The organism is Sphingomonas zeicaulis, from assembly GCF_050433225.1.
In the GTDB taxonomy this organism is placed as follows: Bacteria; Pseudomonadota; Alphaproteobacteria; order Sphingomonadales; family Sphingomonadaceae; genus Sphingomonas_D; species Sphingomonas_D zeicaulis.
In genome coordinates, this window is the sequence record NZ_JBNPXQ010000017.1 from 1 (window position 1) to 26048 (window position 26048).

Below are 26048 nucleotides of genomic sequence, written 5' to 3' on the forward strand. Positions count from 1 at the left end.
CAGCGAGGCAGACGCCGGGCGCCATGCACCTTCTGGATGAAATGCTTGATCATCTGCTCGGCGACTTCGATGTCGGAGATGACGCCATCGCGGATGGGCCGGACAACCCTGATCTGCCTCGGTGCCTTGCCCATCATCAGCTTCGCATCGTCACCCACGGCCTTGACCCGGCTCGATCCGTCGACGGTCTCGATCGCAACGACGGAAGGCTCGTTGAGAATGATGCCCCGACCACGGACATAAACCAGCGTGTTCGCGGTGCCGAGATCGATTGCCATGTCCTGGGAAAACGCGCTTAGCCAGCGTTTGAAAATCATCGAGATCGAGACCCTGTTGTTCAGATGCGGCTTGGGGCGAACCCGTCTGGAGCCGGATCCGGGTAGGCGCTGCGCGTGTTTCGACCGCATGACAATGGAGACGGGAAAGAGCGTAGGCCGGTCCGCAGACGGAGCGGCAGATGCGTGGACGGAGCAAAATCCTCTTGGTTTACGGAAAAATATCCGGCTTAACGTGCCTTACTCGGCTTGCCTGAAACTCGTGAAATTCGACAGCTCCTTCCAGATTTGAGATAAATCAAATCGTTGCTGTATGCAAATTTAGTGTAAAAATATTGCATTTAATGAGAGGGGTCAGCGGTAACGTTTTTCTCAAGGTCAGGGGAATCAGGTGCCGTCAGGCAATTTGTTGAAGTCGGTCAAATCCGATGCTCCCGCTTCACTTGTCGTTTCCCTGGTCGCATTACCGCTTTGTCTCGGTGTCGCACTGGCGTCCGGTGCGCCGCTCTTTTCCGGCATCATTGCGGGTGTGGTCGGCGGCGTGGTCGTCGGGGCCCTGTCCGGAGCCCGATTGTCGGTGAGCGGACCTGCGGCGGGGCTCACCGTCATCGTCTTCGACGCCATTCAGGCGCTCCCGAGCTTCGAGGCGTTTCTGCTGGCGGTGGTTCTTGCCGGCATCATGCAAATCCTGTTCGGCCTGACCCGATCGGGCGTTCTCAGCGAGTTCGTCCCATCCTCGGTGGTTACCGGGATGCTCGCCGCGATCGGCCTCATCCTGATCCTCAAGCAGGTACCCCATGCGGTCGGTTATGACGGCGACTATTCCGGCAGTTTCGCCTTCTTCCAGGCGAACGGCTACAACACCTTCTCGGCAATCTCGCATGCGCTGCGGGAGAGCGTTCTGTGGGGCGCGCTCCTGATAAGCTCCGCAAGCCTCTTTTTTCTCTTCTGGTGGGATCATGCCCGCCCCTCAACGGGAGTGCTCAGGTTCGTTCCTGGACCGTTGATCGTCGTGCTGATCGGCGTTCTCGGCAATCTGATGCTGGGCCATGTCGCACCTGCGCTTCACATTCCGCCTTCGCATCTCGTCCAGGTGCCGGTTGCGAACGGTGTCGGCGACTTTTTATCGCTATTCGAACTTCCGGATTTCTCCGCGATCGGGAACCGCGCAGTCTGGGCCACCGCGGTGACGGTGGCGATCGTCGCGACGCTGGAATCGCTTCTCAGCGTCAAGGCGGTCGACGAGATCGACCCGCGACGCGCGTTGACGGACAAGAACCGCGAACTGTTCGCGCAGGGCAGCGGCAACATCGTCTCGGGCCTGATGGGGGGTATTCCCGTCACGTCGGTCATCGTCCGCTCGTCGGCGAATGTCGAGGCGGGCGCGGAGAGCAAGTTATCGACCATCCTGCACGGGACATGGCTGTTGCTGAGTGTCATGCTGATTCCGACGGTGCTGAACCATATCCCGCTGTCCGCGCTGGCCGCGATCCTGATCGCGACAGGCTACAAGCTGGCCAAGCCCAAGCTGTTTCTCCAACGCTATCGACAGGGCTGGACGCAGTTCATCCCCTTCGTCGCCACCGTCGCGGCCATCCTCCTGACGGATTTGCTGACCGGCATCCTGGTCGGTCTGGCGATCGGCTTCGTTTTCGTCGTGGGGAGGAATTTTCGTTCGGCGATCACCTTTGTCTGCGACGATGATGATTGCCTCATCCGCGCCCGACGAAACCTGTACTTCATCCACAAATATGAACTGCAACGCGAGCTGGCGCGCGTCCCCGATGGCCGCAACCTCCTAATCGACCTTTCGTCGACGAGCTACGTCGATCTCGACAATATTGATGTCATCAATGCGTTCATCACGGGAGCGAAATACCGCGACATCAGGGTGGTTGTCCGGGGCGACATCGCCCGCCGCAGCGCCCCGCTCATCAATGCCCCCGGGCTCGAGGTCAGTTTCGCATGAGATTGTACAAACAGCTGCTCCTCGCCAACCGCGCTTGGTCGTTTGAACTGCTCGACGAGAACAGTGACTTCTTCAGCCGGCAGGTTGCGGGTCAGAAGCCCGATTTTCTGTGGATCGGGTGTTCAGATAGCAGGGTTGGCCCCGAGCAGATCACGATGACGCCCCCAGGCGGCATGTTCATTCATCGCAACATTGCGAACCTGATCGACGACCACGACCTGAATTGCATGGCGGTGCTGCAATATGCGGTCTGCGTTTTGGAGGTGAAGCATATCATTCTGTGCGGGCACCATGGCTGCGGGGGGATCAAGGCGGCGCGAACCGGTGGCACCGAAGGTGCGGTCGATCGATGGCTTGCCAACGCCCGCGACGTTCATTCGGCGCACGCCGCAGAGATCGAGGATGCCGGTGACGAAGACGCGTGCATCAATCGGTTCGTCGAGGTCAATGTTCGCGAGCAGCTCATTCGCCTCGCCCGTACAGCCGTCGTGCAGAAACGCTGGGCATCCGGCGTTCCGCTGGCGCTGCATGGCTGGGTCTATGATCTGCGCGACGGCGTGATCAAGCCGCTGCTGGAACTCGATGCCGCAGCGCCGCTCGACGACGTCGAGGCGCCCGCGCCGGTCCTCTGACCGGCCTCGAAGTCTCGTCGTTTGGGGAATGACTCTTGGCCGGTACCGCCCCGCCTTGCGGCGCCAGGTGAAACGCATTCCGAGACATGGCGGGCATTCGTACCGGCGACAGTCTATGAAGGGGGCGTGCGGAGTCGTTCGGGCGGCGCAGACGACAGCGACTGCCCGTTGACGCGATATGTGTCCGCCGGCTTTCACGCCAAAGGATCATAGATGTCGCACGATACGACTCTCATCACCACGATCGTCATGGGACTGGTGTTTGCCTTCGGCGGCGGATTCGTCGCCATCAGACTGAAGCTGCCGCCCCTCGTCGGCTACCTGATCGGCGGTATCGCGGCCGGACCGTTTACGCCGGGGTTCGTCGGCAATGCCGGGCTTGCCAACCAGCTCGCCGAAATTGGCGTCATCCTCCTTATGTTCGGCGTGGGACTGCATTTCTCGGTCCGCGATCTGATGGCAGTACGGCGGATCGCCATTCCCGGTGCCATCGTCCAGATCATCATCGCCACGTCATTGGGCGCTGGCCTGTCCTACTTGTGGGGTTGGACCGCCGGCTCTGGCATCGTCTTCGGCCTCGCCTTGTCGGTTGGATCGACGGTGGTACTCTTGCGCGCGCTCGAGCAGCGCAATGCGCTCGATTCGATCGATGGCCGGATCGCCGTGGGATGGTTGATCGTCGAGGACCTCGCGATGGTGCTGGCGCTTGTGCTGCTCCCGGCGCTGGCTGGCGTTCTTGGCGGAACCGCGGGGAGCATGCCCGGCTACGGGGCGATCGCTTCAGCGCTGTTCCTCACGCTCGGCAAAGTGGGTCTCTTTCTTGTGCTGGTGCTCGTCATCGGCTCACGTGCCGTACCGTGGGTTCTCAAGCAGGTCGCCCGCACCGGCTCTCGCGAACTGTTTACCCTGTCCATCCTCGCGACCGCCCTTGGCATCGCTTACGGTTCTGCCGCACTGTTCGATGTGTCCTTTGCTCTCGGCGCCTTCTTCGCCGGCGTGGTCTTGAATGAAAGCGATTTCAGCCATCAGGCGGCAGCGGACTCGCTGCCGTTTCAAGATGCGTTCGCCGTTCTCTTTTTCGTATCAGTCGGCATGCTGTTCGATCCCGGCATTCTCCTGCGGGAGCCGCTGGCGGTCGCGGCGGTGTTTGTGATCATAACGATCGGCAAGGCAACGGCGGCCTTCGCGATCGTTCTTGCTTTTCGGTATCCAGTTCGGACCGCGCTCACCGTTTCCGCCAGTCTCGCGCAGATTGGCGAATTTTCGTTCATTCTCATCGGGCTCGGGACGGAACTCGGGATCGTGCCGGCGGAGTCCCGAGATCTCATTCTTGCCGGTGCTTTACTCTCCATCACGCTGAATCCGCTGCTATTCGCCGGCTTCGATCGCCTGGATCGGCTGCTGCACCGGCACCCGCGCATTCTTGCGGTGATCGAGCCGGCAGGCCTGGCGCTGTCCCACCTGTCTGACGTCGGCACCGCTGATGCGCCCCATGACCACGCGGTAATCGTGGGCTATGGTCGCGTTGGGCGGGTCGTGGGCAGACTGCTCAGGGAGCACGACCTTCCCGTGGTGGTCGTGGACAGGGATCGCCGCCGGGTAGAAGCGCTACGGGCCGAGGGGATTGCTGCAATCTATGGCGATGCGGCTACGCCGGGAGTGCTCGAAGCCGCGGGAGCCGGCCAGGCTCATTTGCTCGTCGTGGCAACACCCGAAGGTTTCCAGACCCGTCGCATCATAGCGAGCGCGCGGTCGCTCAACCCCGCAATCGACACCGCGGTGCGCACGCAGAGCGAGGCGGAAGTCGCGTATCTCGAAAGCCAGCGCGTCGGCCTTGCCATCCTCGGTGCGCGCGAACTGTCCTTCGGCCTGGCGAAATACGCGTTGCTCAGTTTCGGCGTCTCCACCGCGCGAGCGGCCGATATCATTCACCACCAGCGGATCGCCGGAGATGGCGGTGCATTCGAGCGGCGAACCGATGTTGACATGCTCGACGCACCGGAACGACGGAATCGCCGGTCGGACGACGGGGAACGCGCATAAATGGATGCGTCGAGGGCCTGCATGGCGTGGTGGGCGGAAGACTGCAGCCCGGTCGATTCGGCGGCGTCATTTCCCGGCTCGTTCTTCCGCGCGAGGAAGAAGCGAAGCATTTCGCGCGAGGCGTCCGGGTCCGCGGGATCGGTGTGAGAGACCAGCCGGCCGCCGCCCGACCAGCAATGCCCGCTGCCATGGATCGTCCAATCCTCCAGCATCACATGTCCAACCCGTCACGGAAGGTGCGCCCCGTGAACGCGCGGCCTAACGATGACGAGCCGGATTGAGCCTCGGAGGTGAGAGGTCCCGGGGCCGCCTGCTCGAGATTGGCCAGAAGGCCGGCGGCGTTCGATGGATGCACGATGCGATCATTGTCGCCGTGAAAGACGATGGTTGGATGCTGGGCCGGCAGTCTGCGATCTGGCGCGGCTCCCGGTTGCCGCCTATTGCCGCCGTCGCCTCCCTCAGCGTGCTGATATCGCCGACGGCTAGGCTGGAATGCACGCCCACTGCTGCAAACATCTCCGGATAGGCGGCGGCGATAATGGCTGCCGCGGCGCCGCCGCGGAAATGCCGGCGATGTCGGCGCGAGTGCTGAGCCTTGCCGAGCGCGAGGAGATTTCCAGGGGGGCCGGGGCGTTCGCTCCGCTCGACCGCTGCCCAACTCGGCCGGTCGCCGACGACGATCAGCCGGAAGATCGCGCGCATCGGCGGTCGGGACCGGTGTCGCGCTGCCCTGTCCGATTGGGCGGTGTGGGAGCGTGCGCTGCTCCCCAAGGCCTGCAAGTTGGCTTGCCATCCGAGCTTGCGCCGAAAAGTGCGGCGAAGCTGCGCCGTAAATGGTCGCCACAGCAAATCGCGAGTTGGATAGGGGGCAGCTTCGCCAACCAAGAGCAGCAGCGCGTGTCACACGCGACGATCTACAAGAGCCTCTACATCCAGGCGCGCGGCGTCCTGAAACAGGAGTTGCTCGAGCATCTTCGGGCGAAACGCACGATCCGGCGCCCGCGCCATGCGAGCCTCAAGGGCGACGGGCTCGCCCAGATCAAAGATGCGGTCCCGATCAGTGCGCGGCCGGCGTCGGTCGAGGATCGTGCCGTGCCCGGCCACTGGGAAGGCGATCTCATCGCCGGCGCACGCGGCAGCCATGTCGTGACGCTGGTCGACCGCCGGTCGCGCTACGTGATCCTGGCCAATTTCGCGAACCGGCAAACCGCGACCGTCGTCTCGGCTCTGATCGGGCAGGCGCGCAAACTCCCCGGCGAACTCTGCCGCTCGCTGACCTTGGACCGCGGCAAGGAACTTGCCGACCATCGCCGCTTCACCCTTGCATCAAACGTGCAGGTCTATTTCTGCGATCCGCAGAGCCCTTGGCAGCGCGGCACCAACGAAAACACCAACCGCCTGCTGCGCCAGTACCTCCCAAAGGGCATCGACCTCTCCACCTTCAGCCAGGCACGGCTCGGCGCTATCCACCGCCGACTCAACGAACAACCCAGCAAAACCGTGAACTACCAAACTCCAGCCGAGACCTTCGCCCGGGCCGTTGCGGCCACCGATTGAACCCGTCCCCAAAGCACGACGCAATCCGCTGTTTCAAAAGTGCCTTCGTATGGTCGCGCCCTCCGACTACCAAACCGTCACTTCTATTCATTTCTTCAGGAAACATCTGATCCGTTTTCGACACTGATATAAGCCAATATGATAACCGTTTTGAGCATGTAATGGTGCGGCGATGGACAACGCGTTTGTTTCGAAGCTCAAGGGTCTCGCGCCGTTGGTGCCAGGCGAGATCGCGGCATTGGAAGCCGCTACCGGTTCACCGTTGAGATATGGGGCCCGGCATGACCTGATCCGCGAGGGAGACCGCCCTGGGCCAGTGTTCGTCGTGATTGAGGGTTGGGCCTGCCGTTACAAGATCTTGCCCAACGGCACGAGGCAGATCCTCGCCTATCTGATGCCCGGCGACTCCTGCGATCTCCATATCGGCCTGCTGGCTGAGATGGATCACAGCATCCAGACGATCACGCCCGCCGTCGTCGCGACGATCGGACGCGAGGAGATGGATGATCTGATGGCGCGACATCGCGGCATCGCAAAGGCGATGTATGTCGCGCAGCTTATTGACGAGGGAACGATGCGCGCGTGGATCACCAGCATGGGGCGCCGCGCCAGTATCGAGCGCGTGGCGCATTTGATGTGCGAGCTATATCTAAGGGCGCGCAACATCGGGCTTACCGCCGAGCCAACGCTCAGCCTGCCGCTTTCACAGCTTCTGCTCGCGGACTCGCTGGGCATGACGCCGGTACATCTCAATCGGGTGTTGAAGGATCTCCGCCTTGGCGGTGCGATGAACCTGGAGCGTGGGCGACTCCTGATCACTGACCCCCAGCAGCTGATCGAGATTGCAGGGTTCGATGAAAATTACCTGCACAGGCGGCTGCGACCGGCAGGCTGATGATTGATGCGGTCTGTCCCAACCGAGCGTTTACCACCTCCTCAAACGACCTGAGGTCCACTGGACTTCAAGCCGCATGATCGCTTCCACGCCAAATCGATCAGTTCGATACCTTGCGCCTTCAACGCCGCCTGAGTCCGGTTACCGACCTGAAGCTTTCGCAACACCGTCCTTACAGTGAGCTTGACGGTCATCTCGCTCAGGCAAAGCGCTTCGGCGATCGTCTTATTGGACATGCCGTGAACCAATCCGGCAAGGACAGCTTGTCCGCGTATGCTGAGCACGCTCGCGTCCCACTCGCCGGCTTTTTGACGGGAAACGGGTATCGGTCGACCTGCGAACGTGTCGAGGAATGCCGCCGGCACTACCCGCTCGCCCAGCAGCACCAAAGCCAGCTTGATAAGGAATGACTGATGCGGCTCCTGGCTGCTGAGACAGCCACGCCCGCCAGCGGCAAAGACACGGAACATCAGATCGAGGTCAAATCCATCGGCAAGGACGACGATAGGTGGCATCTGGATGCCCGGGGCAATTTCGAGGATGTGGCCGAATCCGGCATCATCGAACGTGCCGCGATCGATGATGACAAGCTCCTCTGCCATCGAAACGCGGTTGTGCAGCGCGACCGTATCACCGCCGTCACCCGTCACTGCGTAACCGCCGCCGCCCAGGATCCGGCATAACCCTTCGCGTGAAAGCGGGTTGCGCACGATCAGCGTTGTCATGACAGTGCGCACCTCCGGCGTTGCGACGCGCGTGGGCAGTGCGTTCTCAGCCACAGCGATCCCTTCAGGTCACGAACTTTACCGCCCGATGCATCTCATCACGCCCGTTCGGTTCCCCTGTAGATGCAAATGTGCAATCAACTATCGAACATGGATCAATTTCCATATGATACGGTTCCGATCGCATCTCTGCAGGGTGATCAAAGATGGGGTCGGTTCCGGTTGAGGGCAAAAGGACGCCCTGGGCGGGAACGAGGCCAAATGGCAGGAGCCAATCACCATCTCGATCGCGTACGGCCGCTCACGTCTGTTGGCGAACATGGTCGCCGTTCGATAAGCCAACTCGAAGGTAGGGTGCATGCGGCTGACCACAGTACGATACATGTCGAGGATTGCGATGGCTGCCGCGTTGCTGATCGCGACACAGGCTTCGCTAGCCGAGGACCAACTTGTCGCTTGCCGCGGTGACGCAAGCGTCTGTCAAACATTGGTGAAGGGCGAGCAGGAACTCGAATCGATGCTGGTCTCCGGCGCTGTAAACATCGTTGCCGGGCTGTTCCCCGATGACGCCGTCTGGACGCTTGCAAGCGGCGAACGAAGAGGCGATCGCCAAACTGCGGGATGCTCCGCGATTGACGAGCAGTTGGCTCCTGCGAGCAGTGTCTTCCAACACGGCACGGTGGCAATCGTCGTTTGGAAGGAGAGCTGCCGAAATCGAGCGATGGACCGTGAGCAGCACTCCTTCGGCACCGACACGTGGATGTTGAAGGGCAACGGTTAGCAGATCAACGCTTCCCAAGAAGCGCGCCTTCCACCGGCACCGACGCGGTGGGTACGTCGGTGCCCCATCACTTTCCGACGCTTGCTGGCCAGCATCCTGGCGCCGACCCATGTCCGAGAGGGATAAAGACCCGCCCGGCCGCCTCGGGCGCACTGGGCGAAAAGCGGACGTCGCCCTCAATTCGGGGCTGCGAGGGCTGCTTCTTCCACATTTCGCCGATCCGCGCGCCGGGAGCCGACTGTGCGGACGACCCCAACGGGACGAATCGGTTCGGCAGCTCACGGTGCCGCCCCTGGGAGAAGTGCGCGCTGCTGGTGACCGCCAGGCACCGTCCGGTTTCAAGCCTCGCCCTTGCCGACCGCGGCGACGAGATTTGGCGCGAAGCGGACATTACGCGTGGAAATGGGGCCACGCCAGCTCACGCCCCATTGCAGACGCGGCTGCTACCGGCCAAAGCGATCACGACACAGGGGGCCCATGCATGCGCACAGAGCTGGTCGAGATATACTCCGATGCAGCGAACGCGGCCGTCATGCGCCATCCCGGACGAAAGTTTCCGGGAATGCTCATTCAGGGAGATTCGCTGCATAATCTCAGCCGCATGGCGGCCACGGCGCTTGCAGGAGCAGAGCCGGATTCAGACCATTGGTACGATTTGAAGGAGCTTGCGGATGACCTTCAGTCGAGGTTCGACTTCTATTCCCAAGTTATGCGCGAGCACAATTTGAAGCTCCCCTTTTTCGATGGGGGCGAATGACCTCTTCCCGCTTTGCGACGCTTCGTTGCCACCATCTTGGTGCCGACCTATGTCCGAAGGGGGACAACCGGGCCGACCGCTTTCGGGCGGGCCGGGACGGCGATGGTTGATGGATCCTGGCGCTAAGCGGACCTCGCGCTGGATGCGGGTATCGGCCGAAATGAAAGGACAGCTCTGCCGTCTGCAAATGTGCGCCGACCTAACCCTTGTCTGGTAGAGCCCTTGCCGCCATCCCATACCCCCCCTTCGATATCGCCGTGCCTCTATCGAGACACGCGCCTTGCTCGTCGGCTTCGACAACGCAAGCCAGTTCGTCATCATGCGTAACTCATGGGGCGTGCAGCGTCCAAAAGGAACGGCGGGTTCAATCGGTGGCTGCAACGCATCATTCGCCAGGCGGGAGGGGGCGCGATCGATTGACTCGGCGCGAGTTCATCGCGCTCACTGCGATGCACACACTATGGTGTCAGGTGCCACCAGCCCTAGATGGACTGATCAAGCGCCTCGTTCCAGACAGCGGCACCTTTCTCATGCCCATCGACGCCTTCGAAGAAGGATTGCACTGCTGCGTTGACGTCGAAATCTTCGCAGTTCGCCCACTGAACCAGCTTGGGCTTGTAAACACTAAAGGGGTCGGATGAACCCTTGGGCCGATAGGGAATAGCCATCACGGCTTCCGATCCCGGCGAGAAGTACGACCTGATCTCGACAATGATGGCATCGAACCTTTCATCGTTGAGCGGAATGCTGCCGTCGTACAACAACACGGCATCATTCGCGTCGTGCTCATTCAATGTGAGCTTGTCCTTTCCCAATGCGACGGCGGTTTCGAGGCTCTCCGTCACGAGCCGTTCCATTCGCCGCTCCCCCGCCTCGGTCGTATAGCCGAAGATCGGAGTAAAAATCTCCCCGTCCGAGACACACCAGATCGCGTGAGCCGAGAGAAATCCGGCCAGATTGAAAGCGGTAATCACGGTGTTTTCCTAGATTGCAGGGATGCCAAGGGTGAACAGGGGCGGAGTCTCATCCTGATATAAAAGGGGCTAGGGCCATCGCCCTGTCAAGAAAATGCAGCCGATGCTAAACGACTGCGATTGGGTCGCTAGCTGACGTCCCTGCCGCTAGGCGTCGAACGGCAATTTTCGCGGGTCACCTTTCTCGAAGCGGACAGATGCCTAGCGGCCCAATCTCAGTCGGCGCATGAGACCAGAGGAGCGAACCCTAAACGTCGGCATTTGACAGAACCTGTCATTCCAAGGGTCACCGGGGAATGGCAGAAAGGTCCCAAAAAGCGACGTGAGGCGCTGACCCGTCACGGCCGCGCACAGCGCGACATGGTCTGGTCGGAGGCAGACCCAACCCACCGCTCAACCCCGTCTGTTTTCGGCCATACTCTGACGTCAGGTCTTCGCCATGGGTCGGTGACGATTGCCCGTCACATCGCCTACATGGTCAATCAAGGCCGAGATCAGCGCCTGAACCTGTTCGGCTTTGAAGCCGCCGTCATAAGGCTGGACGCCCCCGATGAGGTGGCGCCGGTTCCATTTCCAGTAGGGCGCCAAGATCTGCGTCAATCGAGTTGTCTCATCGCAGTCGCAGCCAAAGCCCGTCACGTTGGCGTACGCCAAGGATCGATCAACATGCAGGCCGATATTGCGGGCGCACCAATCGTCGGGGAAACCGACGTCCAGCAGATGTGATGATATTGCGAGTTGTACCACGATACCGGCGGAGTAGAGGAAGTCCGTCCAATCCGCCGGCGCATCTGCCGAGAGAAGCATCATGAACCGCCGAGCCCTGTGGTAGCGTACATGGCTCAGTTCACGGCCATCCTGTGTGCGCTTGAGCCGGATCGGTTCTGCACCGTAGAGCGCCCATAGGTCTGCCAGCGGAGAATTGTAGATGGTCCGCGGCGCTAAGGCCGTTGGCGGTGGGGCATTCAACGCACGTTGCGATCCAGCAGGAACAGGATGGTCCATTGTCGCCTCCGGTCCGCATTGGGCTACCATGGCGGGGTAACGAGACGGATGCGGCGCAGTCCCGAACTCCCGCACGCTAGGCGCGGGAGCCGCCGGAGCTGGTAACATGCAGATCACATGCGCCGCCGCCTTTAACCCGGAGGTTTGGACATGCGCGACGGCACCCCGGAAACCGTAGTGTCCGAGTCCGTTTGATCTGCGGGATTACCAGTCCCGGCGCTGCCTTTTGCACAGCGCCTCAGTACGATAGCAGAAGCCGGCCTATGCGCAAAGGCGCTTCGCGAGGGAGAGCATCCCGATGGACGCAAGGCGCACCTGACGGGCGAGCCGCGCAGAGCACGAATGCGCCCTCGATCCCCGCGACGACGATCTGCAGTTCGCGCTGCCGGGCAAGCGGGGGATGGCCAAGACCGGTTCGTATCACGTCTGTCTTGGTCCGTTCGCCGCGCCGTCGCCACCACCCCGCACGGGATTGTCCATCAGGTCGGCAATCACGTCGCCGATGGTGTTGGCGGTTGCGATGAGGTCGCTGTCATCGAGGTGGGCATAGCGCACCGTCGACTGGATGTTGCTGTGTCCGAGCAGTTTGCCGATCATCGGCAGCGTCTCCGACATCGCCGCGGCATGGCTGGCATAGCTGTGGCGAAGGTCGTGCACCCGCACGCGGCCAAATCCGAGACGCTCGCGCAGACGAGACCAATAGCTGTAAAAGTCGATGAAGCTGCCTGTCTCATCGTTCCAGAATAGCTCCGCCCTGCCCCGCGCGCGCGGTATCTGATCGATCACCGCCCGCGCCGCCGATCCCAGCCAGACGGTCCGCGGCCCCGTCTTGCTGTCCACAAGCTTGAGCCGACGGCCGCTGACCTGTGCCCATGTAAGATTGCGGATTTCCGATAGCCGGCATCCGGTCAGCAGCAAGAGGCGAAGCCCCGCCACCTGGAGGGGCTGCTGCTCCGCGTCCTCCTCAAGCGCCCTGCCCAGCCGTGCAAGCTCATCAACGCGAAGGAAGCGCGCCTTCCGCCGCGGCGGATAGCGCCTGATACCACTGGCGGGGTTCGATCCCTCCGGCCGCAAGCCCCACGCCGTAGCCTTGTTGAAGGCGGCCTGCAGGATCGAGAGCGTCCTGTTCGCCGCCCCCGGACCGCCCGCCGCCGCGATGGCTGCGAACCAACGCGATACGTCGGCGCGATCGATCTCGTCCATGCACTTCGAACCGAATGCGGGATCCAGATATAGGCGTCGGTAGATATTGTGCGTCCGCAGAGTCGACGGCTTCCAGGTCGGAGCTGCGCGCGCCCAGTAGATCCCGAGGAAGTCCTTGAAGAATGGATAAGCGCGCGTTTTCTTCCGATCGGCCGCCGGGTTCTCACCGACCTGCGCACGCAGGATGATGCGGCGCGCAATGGCAAGAGCCGCACTCTTGCCGATGAGCACGGTGTTGCACATCGTCACTGTGCGCAGCCTTCCGTCCATATGCACCTGCACGATGTAGACGCTCTTGCCGCTGTAGTAATGGCGAATCCCGAAGCCGGGCAGCTTGCGCGACCATCGGGTAATGCGGTGCTGACCGATGCGGGCATCGCGAGACAGGGCCTCGATCCCGACAGTGCCCATCTCGTCGGCGATGATCCGTTGCAGGGTCCGCGCGTTCATGAGCGCATCCCCAGCGCCTGCGCGATCGATGCCGACACCCGCTCGGCGGCATCAACAATCGCCTCGTCCGCGAGATGGGCATAGCGCGCGGTTGTCTCGGGCAGCATATGGCCGAGAAGCTTGCCGACCTTCGCCAGCGAAATGCCGTGCATGATCGCGACCGAGGCGAATGTGTGCCGCAGGTCGTGCAAGCGTACGTCCGGGATCGCGGCGGCGCGCCGGACTTCATTCCACAGCGTATCGATCAGCTTCTGGTTCAAAACGCCTTGGAAGGCGGCGCCCGATGCCGCTCGCCCGAAACGGTCGAGAACGGAATTGGCCTGTGCATTCAGATAGAGGCGTTTTGGCCCGGTCTTGCTGTCGGGAAGGTCGATGTAATCCGCACCGATCCATTCCCAGTGCAGTCCAGCGATCTCCCCGCGCCGAGCGCCGGTATAAATGAGCAGCCGGACGAAGGCGGTAAATTCCGGAATGCTGCCCTCGCGCTGCGCCAGCACAGCCGCGAGCCGTTGAAACTCGCGCCTGGTCAGATAGCGCTCCTTGAGCGGCCGCTTGTAGCGGGCGATGCCCTTGCAGGGGTTGGACCCCTCCGGGCGATAGCCGAGCTTCTCGGCGTACCCCAGCATGATGGACAGCACCGGGATCGAGCGATTGAAGACCCCGCTCCGCTCGACCAGACTGTCGCGCCACGACACGACATCCGCGCGCGTGATCTGGGCAACCGGCTTGTCACCGAAGATCGACTTCAATCTGCCTTCGATCGTGTAGCGGTTGCTCCGTTGGGTGCTGGGTTTCCAGTGCGGAGCGTAATCGGTCCAGAACTCCTCCACGAACTCGGCGAAGGTCACCAGAGGTTTGGCGGCCGAGGGCAGCACGGGTTGCGGGAGTCCGTCGAGCGCCGCGGCGGCGAGAAGGCGCTTAGCCGCCACACGGGCGAGCGCGGGCGACATTTCGCGCGCGTCGCCGAGACTCTCGCGCCGGGTCTTACCGCGGTGGCGATATTGCACGATCCAGCGCTTCGCTCCGGCGGCGGTGTGACGCAAACCGAAGCCCTTGACCTCATTGTCCCAGACGAAGCCCGTCGTGGCGAACCGCCGACGCGCTACGTTTCCATTCAGCCGCTCGCGTGCCGGCTGAGCGAGGGGGTGATTCGAGCTCGATTCTGGCTGGAAATCAGCGAGCAAATGGCCATCGGAAGCCTTCAAACTTCGCTCACTTTTGACAACAGAATATGGTCTTATCGCGCTGTTTTGGTTTACTTTATTTTTCGGCTCGCGCTCCTCGGGGCATTCGGTGTGCTTCTCTCTCCGAGGTTAGTTCCTGTTGCTTTTGTTGTTTTGGGCCTGTTCCAGATTGCGTGGTTTCGCGGTTTCGGTGGGGCCTTGCCCGCCCTTTGGGCGGAACGAACCATCTCGTCGCGAAGCGTGAAGAGCCTTGCGGGCCGCAGCTGTTGGCGACCGGAGCGCCAGTAGTTCTGGGCGCGTCTCCGTGGATCGAAATCAGGCATCGGGCTGGGTCCGATCGTGGTTGATCATGGCGTCGTTCCGACGCCGGCGCGTGGCCGATTCATCCGCCGGAGCGCAGCTCGGGCGGGGTCGATCCGGCGGTGCGCAGCGCCGCCGGTCCCGGCAGCGGATCGTCACCCGGCAGGGCGGAGACAAGGCGCAGCCTTGGCTCCGGGAGCCCGTTCGGCGACGGCCCTGCAGGGGCCGGCGTTGAGCGGGCGAGTAGAGCCGCGGTCGGCGTCGCGGAACGCGGCGCCGAGCCGCCAGCGCTGCCCTGACTTCCTTCTTCTGACCCGCCTTCAGCCCCTGCCCATCGCAGCGTTATGCCGCTGCGTAGCAGCGGCCCGATCGTGAGGGCTCGATGCCCTCGCGATCGGTCGGCGCCGGCGCTGAACCCGGGCAGGTCGTAGCCATGCCGGCGATGCGTAGCGGCGTGCCGGCCGAAGAGCCGGCGCGTCATGCGAGCGAGGACGGCGCGACCGCTTTCCCGATCAGACGGCGTGCGATAAAGAGGCGGTGTCCACAGCCCGATCGCATGGACAAGGACCGACATATGTCGAAAGCATTGAAGTCGCAGCGAGCGGCCCTCGAGGCCGAACAGAAGAGGCTGGAAGCGCGTTTGAAGGAGCTGCAGCAGCGCGAACGCGAAGCCGCGATCGAAGCGGTGGAGCGGGCCGGATTGCTGAAGCTGGATATCGATCGGCTCGGCGAATTGGTGGGCCGTATAAAGACGCTTGGCGTCGACGAAGTCGAGCGCCGGCTGGGCGAGGCCGGCAAGCCGCGCGCTGTGCCAGTATCGGATGAAGGCGGGCGCCAGACCGCGATGTCCGATGCGGCGCAGGGATTGGCGGCATAGCAGTCGGCGCGGCGAAGCCGCGCCTGGACGGGGCGGGCTCGATGCCCGCCACGGCCACACGCCGCCGACAAGAAAAATGGGGACCGGCGCGAGCCGGTCCCCATGTTCGTTCAGGCGCCAGCGGGCGATGCGTAGCGGCGTGCAGGCCGGCGGGCCTGCGCGGCACGCGAGCGAGGCGGGCGGCGGCCTATATGGTGACCGCTTGCCCGCCTCGCCTGTGGGGTTAGTCGATCTCGATCCCGCGCGCGGCAAGCGTCTAGGCGGCGTCGTGTGGGATGATCTCGAAGTCGCTGGATCCGAACCGTGAATGCGGCGGAAGGGTCGACGCGGCGCCGATCCTTCCGAGCCAATCATGCGGCCTGTTCGGCGCGGTTGTTGGGGTTGTTGACGATGTGCAGCGGGATGCGCGCCGCGCGGAGGCGCTGCGCGAGATTGGCCTGAACGCCAGTCCCTTCGCAGACGACCGCTTCGACGGGTTTCAGCGCGAGAAGCCGCTCGTTGCGCACGAAGGCGGCGCGGTTCTTGAACCGGCGATCAAGCCGGAACTGGATCGTCTTGACGCCACGCGCGGCGGCCCATGCGTGCGCGATGGCATCGCAGCCCTTTGACTGGGCCGTGGTGACGAGGATCATCTCGGGAATGCGCGCCTTGATCCGGTCGAGGCCATTCCACAGAAGCTCGCTGTCGTCCCACTGGGCACCACCCGAAAACACGACGATCGGACCCTCGGGCGCAAATTCCTCGGTGCGCTTGCGGTTGCGAGCCGCGAGATAGTCGCGGGCGTCGATCATCGACGCGGTGACGGCACCCGAAACCCGGCTGCCGCGCACGGGCGAGAAAGGCTTGCCGGTCTCGATGCGGTACATTTCCGAGGCATGATCGCGCATGCATTCCAGCGCTTCGCGGCAACCCTGCAGGGTCTGGCAAAGGAGTTGTGTCTCTTCCAGCTCGTTCGCGTAGATCTCCGACGGATCGAAGGTGCGGGCCAGCTCGCCGAGCTGCCTGGCGGCATCGTCTTCGCGGTCGGCGACGCGCTTGGCGACGATGTGAAAGCTGTTTGCGAAACCCCATGCGAGTTCTGCGGCGTGCGCCTCCATGCGCGTATCGCGGAACACGTCGAACAGCGTCGCCATCATCAACTCGACGGCGGCGCGGGCCTGATCCGGATCCGGCATCGCGATCTCTTCGGGCGCGTCGACGATGGACATTTTCGCGAGCAAGCTATGCTCGATAAAGCCATCCTCGAAGGTCTGCGCGGCGGCTTCGTCGTGGTTGGTGTCGGCGATGTAGCGGGCGACGTCGGCGAAGTTGGTGAAGCGGGTCATGGGATGCCTCCGGAAAGTCTGGGCGGGAGGCTGATCCACTCCCGCCCGATTGCGATGTTTCAGCCTTCGGCGCCCTCGGTCTCGCGAGCCTTGCGGCCCTTGCCGCCGCGCGCGGGCGGGTTCGCGAAGTCGTTGGGCGCGGTGCCTTCGCCGAGGCCTTCGCCACGCTCGCCAGCGTCGTCCTGGGCGGCTTCCTCACCGGGGAGCGGCGGCATCTCGTCATTGCCCTTGCGGTTCATGGCGCGATCGACATCGGGGCGCGCGGTGCGGCGCTGCCAGACGATGTTGTAGCTCTCGTCTTCCTGCTGGAACGCGGTGACATAGAGCGGCTTCTCAAAGCTCGGATCGTCGATCTTGCCATTGAGGAAGGCCGAACCATCGCGGTTGGAAAACATCTCGAAGAAGGCGCCGACCTGCACCCATTCCTTGGCGGCCGACAGCGCGAAGATTTCGAATTTCGGCGCGTTCGGATTGGTCGAGCTGACTTCGCGCAGGGCGATCGTCAGGGAAAAGGCCATTGCCGAGACGCGGCCGGTGAAGGTGCCGCGATCGTTGCGCTTGATCGAACCGATGTTCATGATGATATCTCCCGATTTACTTGGTGGAACCTGATTTGAGGGGCTGGCTTTTCTCCGCCTCCCTCGCCCTATTCTTAGCAAAATCGGGGTTTTCGGCCTATCTCATTGTTTTCTTGACTGATTTCCATCGTACTTGGTGAACCGGAGCCTGACCGCCGCGCAGCGGCCGCAAGAGACGTATCGCCGAAGGCGATGCCGACATGGTCCTTCGAGCGCGCGGGGCGTGTCGCCGTCCATCGCACTCGGAGCCACCGTCGCCTGTGGCCCAAGGCGCAGGCCCTGTCGTCGCGGGCAACAGAAATGACGGAGGCTCCGCCGCTTTAGCGGTGGAAACCGTAGGGCCTTTAGGCCCGGTATTTCTGTTGAGCCGGCATCGGCGACAGACAGACGTATCGGCCGCTTGCGGCCGGTGCTTTTCATGGCGGCGACCGCGGACGGGCGGGTCTGCAACGCAGGGACACTGGCGAGGGTGGCGCAGAGTGCGATGGACGGCCCGCGCGAAAAGGACACCGCTTGCGCCGCCCCGGCGCAAGCGGGTGCGGAGCTGGCGCCAGGTGCAGGCTTCAGCCGGATGACCATGGCGGCTCGGGCAGATCTTGCGGAGCGTCGGGAGCGATCGTCTTGGGGTCGCGGATGAACTGGGTCTGGAACTCCGTCGTCATGTGCGGACGCCCTGCGCGGTCGCGCCATTCGCGGTGGTCCCAGAAGCCTGCGAGCGCGACGGACGCGCCGCTGCCGAGAGGCTTGCAGATCATCTGGATGTCGTCCTGATGATAGTGCGGCACCCAGTAGACGGCGACCACGGCAACCCCGGTATCGTCGGTGCCACGCAGGATGATCTGCTGGGCGCCGCCGCGGGTGAAGCGGTGCTCGGCGTCCTCGCTGAGCACGACGAGGATGGTCATGCGCACGCAGGTTTCCCGGCGGGCAATGTCGTCGCGAATGGCGCGCTCGCGGCGTTCGGTTTCCTGTCGCTCGCGGCGCGCATCGCGCTCGGCCGGGTCCTCGTCGAGAAGGCGTCTGAAGTCGATCATGGAATGTCTCCGGCTGAGTGTTGCTCGCCTGAAAGATCCGCCTCAGGCCCATTCGAAGACGGCGCTGTCGTCGCCTTCGGCTAGGGTCAGAAGCTGCTGGATGCGGGGCAGGTACTGCGTGACCTGATGACGCTCGCAGCGACGTTTGACGGCGGGGCTGGCAAGACGCGCACGGATGTCCGCGATCGCGAACTCGCCGACTGTCTCAGGCTCGCCGCCGAGCGCTTCCACCAACGCCAGGGCGTTGCCGCTGGCGAGGTTCATCTCGTAGCCGGGATCGGATTCGATCGAAACGCGCATCGTGATGATGCCGGTCTCGCAGGAACGATTGATCGAGATCCTGCGCTGGCGGAACTGCGCCTCGTCTACCACCGCGATGACCGCGGGATCGAAGTCGAAAATGGCCGCGATCGAGGCGACTGCGAGCGGACAGACGCGGGCCTGCAGATAGTGCGAAGGACGCTCGCCGTCCCCGATGTTGCCATCATCCATGTCGGGGTCGATGAGCTTTACGCCGGAGCGCGCTTCACGGGCGTGCATATGGGCACGGAAGGCGGCGAGGCTTTCCTCCGAGATCAGCGCCGTCGGGCTTTCACGATAGTCGGCGGCGGTGGTGATGCGGAACGTGACGGACATCTTGTCCTCCCATGTTGAACCACATCCCCCTCTCCCCCTCTGCTTTTAGCGCCGGCGCGCGGCGGCGGCCGTAGCACTGGCGGCAGGATGGTCGGTCGACGCGGGCACGATGGGTCACCGCGATGCGTAGGGAAGACAAGCGCCGCAGGGCGCGCGGCAGACCGAGCGAGGCGAACCGGGTGACGCAACCGATCTGGTCGAGCGCATCGCGGCACGCGGGGGTTCGATGCCCCCGCGTGCCGCATCGGTGCCAAAAAGGAAGGAGAGACACCGGCTGAGCCGGTGTCTCTCCCTGGAGGCTCACGCCTGACGCTGTGCAGCGGGCTTGGCCATGACCACGTGCAGCGGCACGCCGGCAGCGCGCAGCTTCTGGGCGAGGTGGGACTGGATGCCCGTACCTTCGCAGACGATGGCCTCCACCGGCTTCAGCGCGAGGAGCCGGTCGTTGCGGATGAATGCCGCGCGCTGGCCCTTGCTGCGGTCGAGACGGAAGAGGATGACCTTGACGCCGCGCGACGCGGCCCATGCGCCGGCGATCGCGTCGCATCCCTTCGATTGCGCGGTGGTTGCGAGCACCATCTCGGGAATCCGCGCCTTGATGGCGTCGAGGCCCTTCCAGAGCCGGTCGCTGTCGTCCCAGCTGGCGCCGCCGGAAAAGACGACGACCGGGCCCTGCGGCGCGAACTGCTCGCGGCGCTGGCGATCGCGCGCCGCAAGGTAGTCGCGTGCCTCGATCATCGATGCGTTCAGGGAGGTGGAGACCCGGCTGCCGCGGACGGGCGAGAAAGGCTTGCCGGTTTCGACACGGTAGACGTCGGCGGCATGGTCGCGCATGCACTCCATCGCCTCACGGCACCCCTGCAGCGTCTGGCAGAGGAGCTGGGTGTCTTCCAGCTCTGCCGCGTAGATCTCGGAAGGGTCGTAGGCGCGGGCAAGCTCGCCGAGCTTCAGCGCCGCATCGTCCTCGCGATCGGCGATGCGCTTCGCGACGATGTGGAAGCTGTTGGCGATGCCCCATGCGAGGTCGGCTGCGTAGGCTTCCATCCGTGTGTCGCGGAACACGTCGAAGACGGTCGCCACCATCAGTTCGACCGCGGCGCGCGCCTGATCGGGATCCGGCATGTCCAGTTTCTCGGGGGCGTCGACGATGGACATCTTGGCCATCTCGCTGTGCTCGATGAAGGCACCCTCGTAGGTTTCGGTGAGGGCTGAATCGTCGCTCTGGCTGGCGACGAAACGGGCGAGATCGGCGAAGTTGGTGAACTTGGACATGAAAGCCTCCTTGGACAGGATCTGCTCATCCTCGTGATGAGGCCTTCTTCACGGGGTGCGGGGTCGAGGCAGTCAGGGACGTTAACCGGGAAGCCGGCGCAGCCGGACCCCGGTTAACGCCGCGCAGCGGGGAGCGGGGGAACCGATTTTCTCGGCGCCGGAATGGAGCACAGCGCAATGGAGGTGTCGTGAAAATTGGGGGGACCGCTCATCCTTGACGGCCGACAATCCCCGCACACCACAATAGGACCTCAAAGAGAGAGAGGTTTGTTTGAAGGTCTGGCACCAGGTCGCGAGGCGTAGCGGCGTGCAGGCCGACGGGCCTGCGCGGCACGCGAGCGAGGCGACCTTTCGAGGCCGGAGGCTGATGGGCTATGCCGGCGGCGTACAGGCCGTCGACCAGTGTCCCGCGCAAGCGATCGTCACCGCTTGCGGCGGAGACCCGCCAAGCGGGGCTCCGGGAGGCGCAGCCGAGTAGAGCGCGGTCCCCGGCATTGCCGGGATGCGCCCAATCCTCTGCAACGCGGATTCTCCGACATTGCGTATGGCGGACCCGAGTTAACCCTCTAATGTCGACTGCTGTCGGCACAGCTTAAACCGTGACGCCACGCCGCGCGAGCAAGCGGTGACGCCGGCTTCTGGCGCAAAGCGGACGGAAGAGCTGCCGCAGACGGTTCGCCAGGCCGGACAAAATGTCGCGCGTCTGCCGCCTCGGCGACGTCCACGGCCAGCGTCAAAAATATGACCCTCGTCCCCGGCGGGATGTTTTGTCCGGCGATATAATGGCTGACCGCAAAGGCGGGTGCCGCTTCCATGGCAAGACCGTTCGAACGTACGTGTCGGAGGGTACCAGGTATCGTGAGGATGGCTACCCAGCACCGTGACCATCGGCTTCAGGCTCTCTTCGACGCAGCCATTCCCATCCTTGACTAAATCACATTATGCGATTTATTCGACCCTCGTTGGCTGCTTACCACGGCGGCGGAGGAGAGGCATTCCCGAGGGAATGAAAAGGGTTCTTTTTGATAGAGACAGGCTTGCTATTTGGCGCTGCGAGACCCGCGATATCCTCACGGCTGCTCCTGTTCGGAGCGACCGGCGATCTTTCCCAGCGAATGCTCCTGACATCCCTTTTCGGTCTTGACGAGGACGGGTTGCTGAAACCTGATCTTCGGATCGTCGCGACAGCCCTCGAGCCGCTTTCCAACGAAGAATTTCGCCAGCTTGCCGAACGAGCGCTCTTCAAATATCGCGATACCGCGCGCGCGAAGGCGTCGGCGCTTAAGCGCTTCCTTGGCCGTCTATCCTATGTTCGCGTGGACGCATCCGACCCGACCAACTTCGGCCAGCTTGCAGACGTGGTGGGGCCAACCGGCGGCGGGCTTTCGATTTTCCTTTCGACGGCGCCCAGTCTTTTCGGATCGACTATCGCGGGCCTTAGTCAGGCGGGGTTGGCCGGCGAGACGGCGCGCCTTGCGATGGAAAAGCCATTGGGCAGCGACCTTGCTTCGAGTCGGTCGATCAATGATGCCGTAGCGGCTGTTTTCCCGGAAAACCGAGTGTTCCGCCTCGATCACTATCTTGGGAAGGAAACGGTCCAGAACCTGCTCGCCCTTCGGTTCGGCAACACGCTGTTCGAACCCTTGTGGAACGCGCACGGCATAGAGCATATCCAGATCAGCGTGGCAGAGACGGTTGGTCTCGAGGGGCGTGTCGCCTATTTTGATGACATGGGTTCGTTGCGCGACATGGTGCAGAACCACATGCTGCAGCTTCTGGCTCTTGTGGCGATGGAGCCGCCATCATCGTTAAATCCGCAGTCGGTCCGGGACGAAAAAGTCAAAGTGCTGACCTCGCTGCGATCGGTCGATCCACGGAACAGCATCTCAGGGCAATACACCGCCGGTGCAATTGCGGGCGCCCTTGTGCCTGGCTACCTCGACGACCGTGGTGGACCGTCAGACACCGAGACATTCGTTGCAATCAAGGCTCTTGTCGATAACTGGCGTTGGAAGGGCGTGCCATTCTATCTGCGGACCGGCAAGCGCTTGCCCGTCCGCCGGTCTGAGATCGTCATCCAGTTCAGACCGGTGCACCACTCGATATTCGGCCCCCCCGGAGGCAGCCTCCGCCCTAACAAGCTCGTGATCGAGCTACAGCCCGAAGAAAACATTCGTCTTCTGTTGATGACCAAGCAACCTGGCCTCGATCGAGCCGGTCTCCGGCTGCGTGAAGTGCCGCTTGATATCGGTATGACGGATGCCTTCTCTGACGTTCGCAGGCGAATCGCTTACGAACGATTACTGCTCGACCTCTTCGACGGGGATCCCACGCTTTTCGTTCGCAGGGATGAAGTCGAGGCACAGTGGCGATGGATAGATGACATCCGGGCCGGCTGGGCCTCCCGTGGAGTTTCGCCGCGCCCCTATAGCGCCGGGACTTGGGGGCCCTCGGCCGCAATCGCGCTTGCCGAACGGGACGGCGTCAGCTGGCATGAGTGATCCTGATGTTAATGCGCACGATCCGCACGGTGAGCACGCGTCGCATCGCACCCGATCGGGGATCCACACATTCGTCGGCTTTGTTGCCGGCTGGCTTCGTCGATGATCGCCAGAATGTTCCTCGCTGCTTCGCGCCGGCTGCGCATTGAACGCCGGGCGCGACCTGCGGGGCGTTATCAATCTTCCTAGACTGGAATGCCCGATACGCTTCCCGTTCGTTTCCCTTAATAGGCCGGGGCACTCGCATGATGTACAAGGATGGATCCCTGAATTCGGAAATCGCCACGGTGACCACGCGCATCGTGGAACGATCACGGCGAACCCGCGCAGCCTATCTTGATCTGATCAGGCGAGAACGTGAAAGCGGCGTCGATCGGCCGAGCCTCTCCTGCGGGAACCTCGCACACGGCTTTGCCGCCGCCGGCGAGGATAAGGCTTCGATCCGCGCGGGGCGGACGATGAACATCGGTATCGTGACAGCCTATAACGACATGCTGTCGGCGCATCAGCCCTACGGCCGGTACCCGGAGCAGATGAAGATCTTCGCGCGGGAGGTTGGCGCTTCTGCGCAAGTCGCGGGGGGCGTGCCGGCGATGTGCGACGGTGTGACCCAAGGACAGCGTGGCATGGAACTGTCACTGTTCAGCCGTGACGCCATCGCGCTTTCAACTGCGGTGGCGCTCAGTCACGGAATGTTCGAAGGAGCCGCGCTGCTTGGTGTCTGCGACAAGATCGTGCCCGGCTTGCTCATTGGCGCGCTGCGCTTTGGTCACCTTCCGGCGGCTTTCATTCCGGCGGGCCCCATGCCATCAGGCCTTCCGAACAAGGAGAAGGTCCGCATTCGGCAGCTTTACGCCGAGGGCAAGGTCGGACATGAAGAACTTCTCGAGAGCGAGAGCGCGTCATATCACAGCGCAGGCACCTGCACTTTTTTCGGCACCGCCAATTCGAACCAGATGATGCTCGAGATGATGGGATTGCAGCTCCCAGGATCCTCCTTCATCAATCCTGGTACCAAGCTCCGTCAAGCGCTAACGCGGGCGGCGACGCAAAGGTTGGCTGGGCTTGGTTGGGATGGCGATGACTACCGCCCGCTCGGCCTTCTCGTGGACGAGCGCGCGATCGTAAACGCTGCGGTAGGCCTTCTGGCGACGGGCGGCTCAACCAACCATGCGATTCATCTGCCTGCGATCGCACGCGCGGCAGGCATTGTGTTCGACTGGCAGGATCTCGATCGGCTCTCCGCTACGGTGCCGCTGATTGCGCGCGTGTACCCGAATGGCCCGGGAGACGTGAACGCGTTTCAAGCCGCCGGCGGGATGGCCTTCCTTATCCGCACGTTGCTAAATGAAGGATTGATGCATCGCGACGTCAAAACAGTCTGGAAGAGTGACATGGGGGCCTATGCCTGCGAGCCATCGCTCGTTGGCGATGCGCTGGAATGGACGCCCGTTTCCAGCAGCCGTGACGATGGGATCCTCCGGTCGGCGACGCGCCCCTTCCAACGGGATGGCGGCATGCGCCTTGTTGAGGGCGATCTTGGGCGCGCGATCTTCAAAACCTCGGCAGTCGATCCATCGCGAATGACGATCGAAGCGCAAGTTAGAATTTTCGACGATCAGGACGAGGTCGTGACTGCGTTCGGCAACGGCGAGTTGGACCGTGACGTGATCGTTGTCGTCCGCTTCCAGGGGCCGCGGGCAAACGGCATGCCCGAACTTCACAAGCTCATGCCGCCTCTCGGCGTGTTGCAGGATCGCGGCCACAAGGTGGCTCTCCTTACCGACGGGCGCATGTCAGGGGCGAGTGGAAAGGTGCCGGCCGCCATCCATCTTACCCCGGAAGCATTTGGCGGCGGCCCGCTTGGCAGGCTGCGCGATGGAGATGTGGTCCGGCTCTGCGCGCTTCGGGGGGAATTGACAGTGGTGGGGGGCGACCAAGACTGGGAATCGCGTCGTGGGGCGCCGCCGCCACCCTCGGGAACGGGTACTGGTCGCGAACTCTTCGCTTTCATGCGCAACGGGGCCGGCGGAGCGGAACAAGGCGGTTCGGCAATGCTCGAGGCAGCGGGCCTCTAATTGTGACCTCTTGATGTTACCGCCGGAGATCTCGCTCGATATCGGGCAGGGCGCAGGTGCATCAACCCAGCCGTGCCCGACGTCGAGAATATCAAGATGAGGTCTAGCCATCCATCAGGCTCAAGACCGAAATCGGGAGGGCTAAGAATGAGACTGTTGAGCGATGAGTATGTCGACCTGTCCGTGGCGGGAGCCGGAAAAATGCGCGTGCATCTTTTCCGGCCATCGGGCGACGGGCGCTTTCCGGCTCTGATTTTCTACTCGGAGATCTATCAGGTTACCGGTCCGGTCCGCAGGCTTGCAGCAACGTTCGCGGGACATGGCTTCCTGGTTGCCGTCCCCGAAGTCTATCATGAGTATGAGCCTTCGGGGACGGCCTTTCCCTATGATGCCAAGGGGACCGATCGAGGAAATCTGCTGAAGGCAACAAAGCCGCTGGCGGCCTTCGATGCCGATACGCTGGCGTGCTTGGACTATGTGACGGCTCACCCGGCCTCCAATGGCTTCGTGGGCACCATCGGCATGTGTCTCGGGGGGCATCTGGCGCTGAGGGCAGCATTGTCTCCGGCAGTCAGTGCTGCTGTCTGTTTCTATCCGACCGATCTTCAGGGGGGAATTCTGGCGGAAGGGCGCGGCGGTGACACGCTTGAGCGCCTGGACACATTGCAGGCCGAATGCATGTTCGTATGGGGACGGCAGGATCCGCATATTCCCGCCGACGCGCGCGAACTTATCAGAGCGCGCCTCAATGCCGCGGGCGTCTGCTACGAGTGGCTGGAGTTTAATGCGGCGCACGCATTCATGCGCGATGAGGGGCACCGCTACGACCCGGTGCTTTCGTTGAGATCGATCGCGACGGCCGTCGAGTTGTTCCAGCGCAGCGCGACGGAGAAGCGCGTGATGCGCGCCTGACGGGCCCGACCTGTTCGCGTAAGGCACTTTGTCGAAAGGATCTGTGATCGCGCCGTGATTATCCAGCGTCGGACCTAACGTGCGT

Annotated in this window: 22 protein-coding genes and 1 pseudogene; 12 read left to right on the forward strand and 11 right to left on the reverse strand. The window is 62.9% G+C overall.

The features are described from left to right. On the reverse strand, positions 1 to 317 hold a 317-nt coding region (locus FHS96_RS28435; protein WP_429599965.1), incomplete at its 3' end, for a rod shape-determining protein. Positions 318 to 684: 367 nt separating this feature from the next. Between FHS96_RS28435 and FHS96_RS28440 the strand changes: the two genes are divergently transcribed. The 5 genes and pseudogenes from FHS96_RS28440 to FHS96_RS28460 all read left to right on the forward strand — a co-directional run bounded on the left by FHS96_RS28440 (position 685) and on the right by FHS96_RS28460 (position 7371). Next, positions 685 to 2244: a SulP family inorganic anion transporter gene (locus tag FHS96_RS28440; protein ID WP_429599967.1), complete on the forward strand. Its 1560-nt coding sequence runs from the start codon at positions 685 to 687 to the stop codon at positions 2242 to 2244. Beyond that, a complete protein-coding gene (locus tag FHS96_RS28445) occupies positions 2241 to 2876 on the forward strand; it encodes a carbonic anhydrase (protein ID WP_429599969.1) in 636 nt (211 codons plus the stop codon). The genes FHS96_RS28440 and FHS96_RS28445 overlap by 4 nt, the downstream gene beginning before the upstream one ends. Positions 2877 to 3089: 213 nt before the next feature. Next, complete coding sequence (locus tag FHS96_RS28450) at positions 3090 to 4919, forward strand: cation:proton antiporter domain-containing protein (protein WP_429599972.1); 1830 nt, start codon at positions 3090 to 3092, stop codon at positions 4917 to 4919. Positions 4920 to 5732: 813 nt separating this feature from the next. Further along, positions 5733 to 6476, forward strand: a pseudogene (locus FHS96_RS28455) (IS30 family transposase); the annotation flags it as partial. 172 nt (positions 6477 to 6648) lie between these two features. Then, positions 6649 to 7371, forward strand: a complete 723-nt coding sequence (locus FHS96_RS28460) for a Crp/Fnr family transcriptional regulator (RefSeq protein WP_429599975.1) — start codon at positions 6649 to 6651, stop codon at positions 7369 to 7371. Between the two features lie 41 nt (positions 7372 to 7412). On the opposite strand, the gene FHS96_RS28465 is transcribed toward FHS96_RS28460, so the two are convergent. Further along, positions 7413 to 8150 carry a helix-turn-helix transcriptional regulator gene (locus FHS96_RS28465; RefSeq protein WP_429599977.1) on the reverse strand — a complete coding sequence of 246 codons (738 nt, stop codon included), beginning with the start codon at positions 8148 to 8150 and terminating at the stop codon, positions 7413 to 7415. Between the two features lie 343 nt (positions 8151 to 8493). On the opposite strand from FHS96_RS28465, the gene FHS96_RS28470 reads away from it, so the two are divergent. Both FHS96_RS28470 and FHS96_RS28475 read left to right on the forward strand, forming a co-directional pair. Further along, positions 8494 to 8877, forward strand: coding sequence for a hypothetical protein (locus tag FHS96_RS28470; RefSeq protein ID WP_429599979.1), 384 nt, complete (start codon positions 8494 to 8496; stop codon positions 8875 to 8877). A 481-nt stretch (positions 8878 to 9358) separates the two neighbouring features. After that, a complete protein-coding gene (locus FHS96_RS28475) occupies positions 9359 to 9634 on the forward strand; it encodes a DUF6959 family protein (RefSeq protein WP_429599981.1) in 276 nt (91 codons plus the stop codon). A gap of 482 nt (positions 9635 to 10116) precedes the next feature. Here FHS96_RS28475 and FHS96_RS28480 read toward each other — a convergent pair whose 3' ends face one another. The 4 genes from FHS96_RS28480 to FHS96_RS28495 all read right to left on the reverse strand — a co-directional run bounded on the left by FHS96_RS28480 (position 10117) and on the right by FHS96_RS28495 (position 14471). Beyond that, a complete protein-coding gene (locus FHS96_RS28480; RefSeq protein ID WP_429599984.1) occupies positions 10117 to 10608 on the reverse strand; it encodes a hypothetical protein in 492 nt (163 codons plus the stop codon). Positions 10609 to 11034: 426 nt separating this feature from the next. Beyond that, positions 11035 to 11613, reverse strand: coding sequence for a hypothetical protein (locus FHS96_RS28485; RefSeq protein WP_429599986.1), 579 nt, complete (start codon positions 11611 to 11613; stop codon positions 11035 to 11037). 420 nt (positions 11614 to 12033) lie between these two features. Next, positions 12034 to 13266, reverse strand: a complete 1233-nt coding sequence (locus FHS96_RS28490) for a tyrosine-type recombinase/integrase (RefSeq protein ID WP_429599988.1) — start codon at positions 13264 to 13266, stop codon at positions 12034 to 12036. Then, positions 13263 to 14471 carry a tyrosine-type recombinase/integrase gene (locus FHS96_RS28495; RefSeq protein WP_429599990.1) on the reverse strand — a complete coding sequence of 403 codons (1209 nt, stop codon included), beginning with the start codon at positions 14469 to 14471 and terminating at the stop codon, positions 13263 to 13265. Before FHS96_RS28495 ends, FHS96_RS28490 begins: the two co-directional genes overlap by 4 nt. 712 nt (positions 14472 to 15183) lie before the next feature. On the opposite strand from FHS96_RS28495, the gene FHS96_RS28500 reads away from it, so the two are divergent. Then, positions 15184 to 15627 carry a hypothetical protein gene (locus tag FHS96_RS28500; RefSeq protein ID WP_429599992.1) on the forward strand — a complete coding sequence of 148 codons (444 nt, stop codon included), beginning with the start codon at positions 15184 to 15186 and terminating at the stop codon, positions 15625 to 15627. A gap of 127 nt (positions 15628 to 15754) precedes the next feature. After that, positions 15755 to 15934, forward strand: coding sequence for a hypothetical protein (locus FHS96_RS28505; RefSeq protein WP_429599994.1), 180 nt, complete (start codon positions 15755 to 15757; stop codon positions 15932 to 15934). A gap of 43 nt (positions 15935 to 15977) precedes the next feature. Here FHS96_RS28505 and FHS96_RS28510 read toward each other — a convergent pair whose 3' ends face one another. From FHS96_RS28510 to FHS96_RS28530, 5 genes are all read right to left on the reverse strand, one after another. Next, positions 15978 to 16952, reverse strand: coding sequence for a DUF2493 domain-containing protein (locus FHS96_RS28510; RefSeq protein WP_429599997.1), 975 nt, complete (start codon positions 16950 to 16952; stop codon positions 15978 to 15980). A gap of 59 nt (positions 16953 to 17011) precedes the next feature. Beyond that, entirely contained in the window at positions 17012 to 17530 is a 519-nt protein-coding gene (locus FHS96_RS28515) for a DUF736 domain-containing protein (RefSeq protein ID WP_429599999.1), read from the reverse strand. Positions 17531 to 18093: 563 nt separating this feature from the next. After that, positions 18094 to 18564, reverse strand: a complete 471-nt coding sequence (locus FHS96_RS28520) for a hypothetical protein (RefSeq protein ID WP_429600001.1) — start codon at positions 18562 to 18564, stop codon at positions 18094 to 18096. Positions 18565 to 18606: 42 nt separating this feature from the next. Next, positions 18607 to 19200 carry a hypothetical protein gene (locus FHS96_RS28525; protein ID WP_429600003.1) on the reverse strand — a complete coding sequence of 198 codons (594 nt, stop codon included), beginning with the start codon at positions 19198 to 19200 and terminating at the stop codon, positions 18607 to 18609. Between the two features lie 300 nt (positions 19201 to 19500). Next, a complete protein-coding gene (locus FHS96_RS28530) occupies positions 19501 to 20472 on the reverse strand; it encodes a DUF2493 domain-containing protein (protein WP_429600006.1) in 972 nt (323 codons plus the stop codon). Between the two features lie 1064 nt (positions 20473 to 21536). Between FHS96_RS28530 and zwf the strand changes: the two genes are divergently transcribed. From zwf to FHS96_RS28545, 3 genes are all read left to right on the forward strand, one after another. Continuing rightward, a complete protein-coding gene (gene zwf, locus FHS96_RS28535) occupies positions 21537 to 22973 on the forward strand; it encodes a glucose-6-phosphate dehydrogenase (RefSeq protein ID WP_429600088.1) in 1437 nt (478 codons plus the stop codon). A 245-nt stretch (positions 22974 to 23218) separates the two neighbouring features. Next, positions 23219 to 25051 (forward strand): phosphogluconate dehydratase, encoded by a 1833-nt coding sequence (edd, locus tag FHS96_RS28540; RefSeq protein WP_429600009.1) that lies wholly within the window; start codon positions 23219 to 23221, stop codon positions 25049 to 25051. A gap of 147 nt (positions 25052 to 25198) precedes the next feature. Continuing rightward, the gene (locus tag FHS96_RS28545; RefSeq protein WP_429600011.1) at positions 25199 to 25963 is read left to right on the forward strand and encodes a dienelactone hydrolase family protein; all 765 of its coding nucleotides are present in this window, start codon (positions 25199 to 25201) and stop codon (positions 25961 to 25963) included. Positions 25964 to 26048 lie beyond the last annotated feature (85 nt).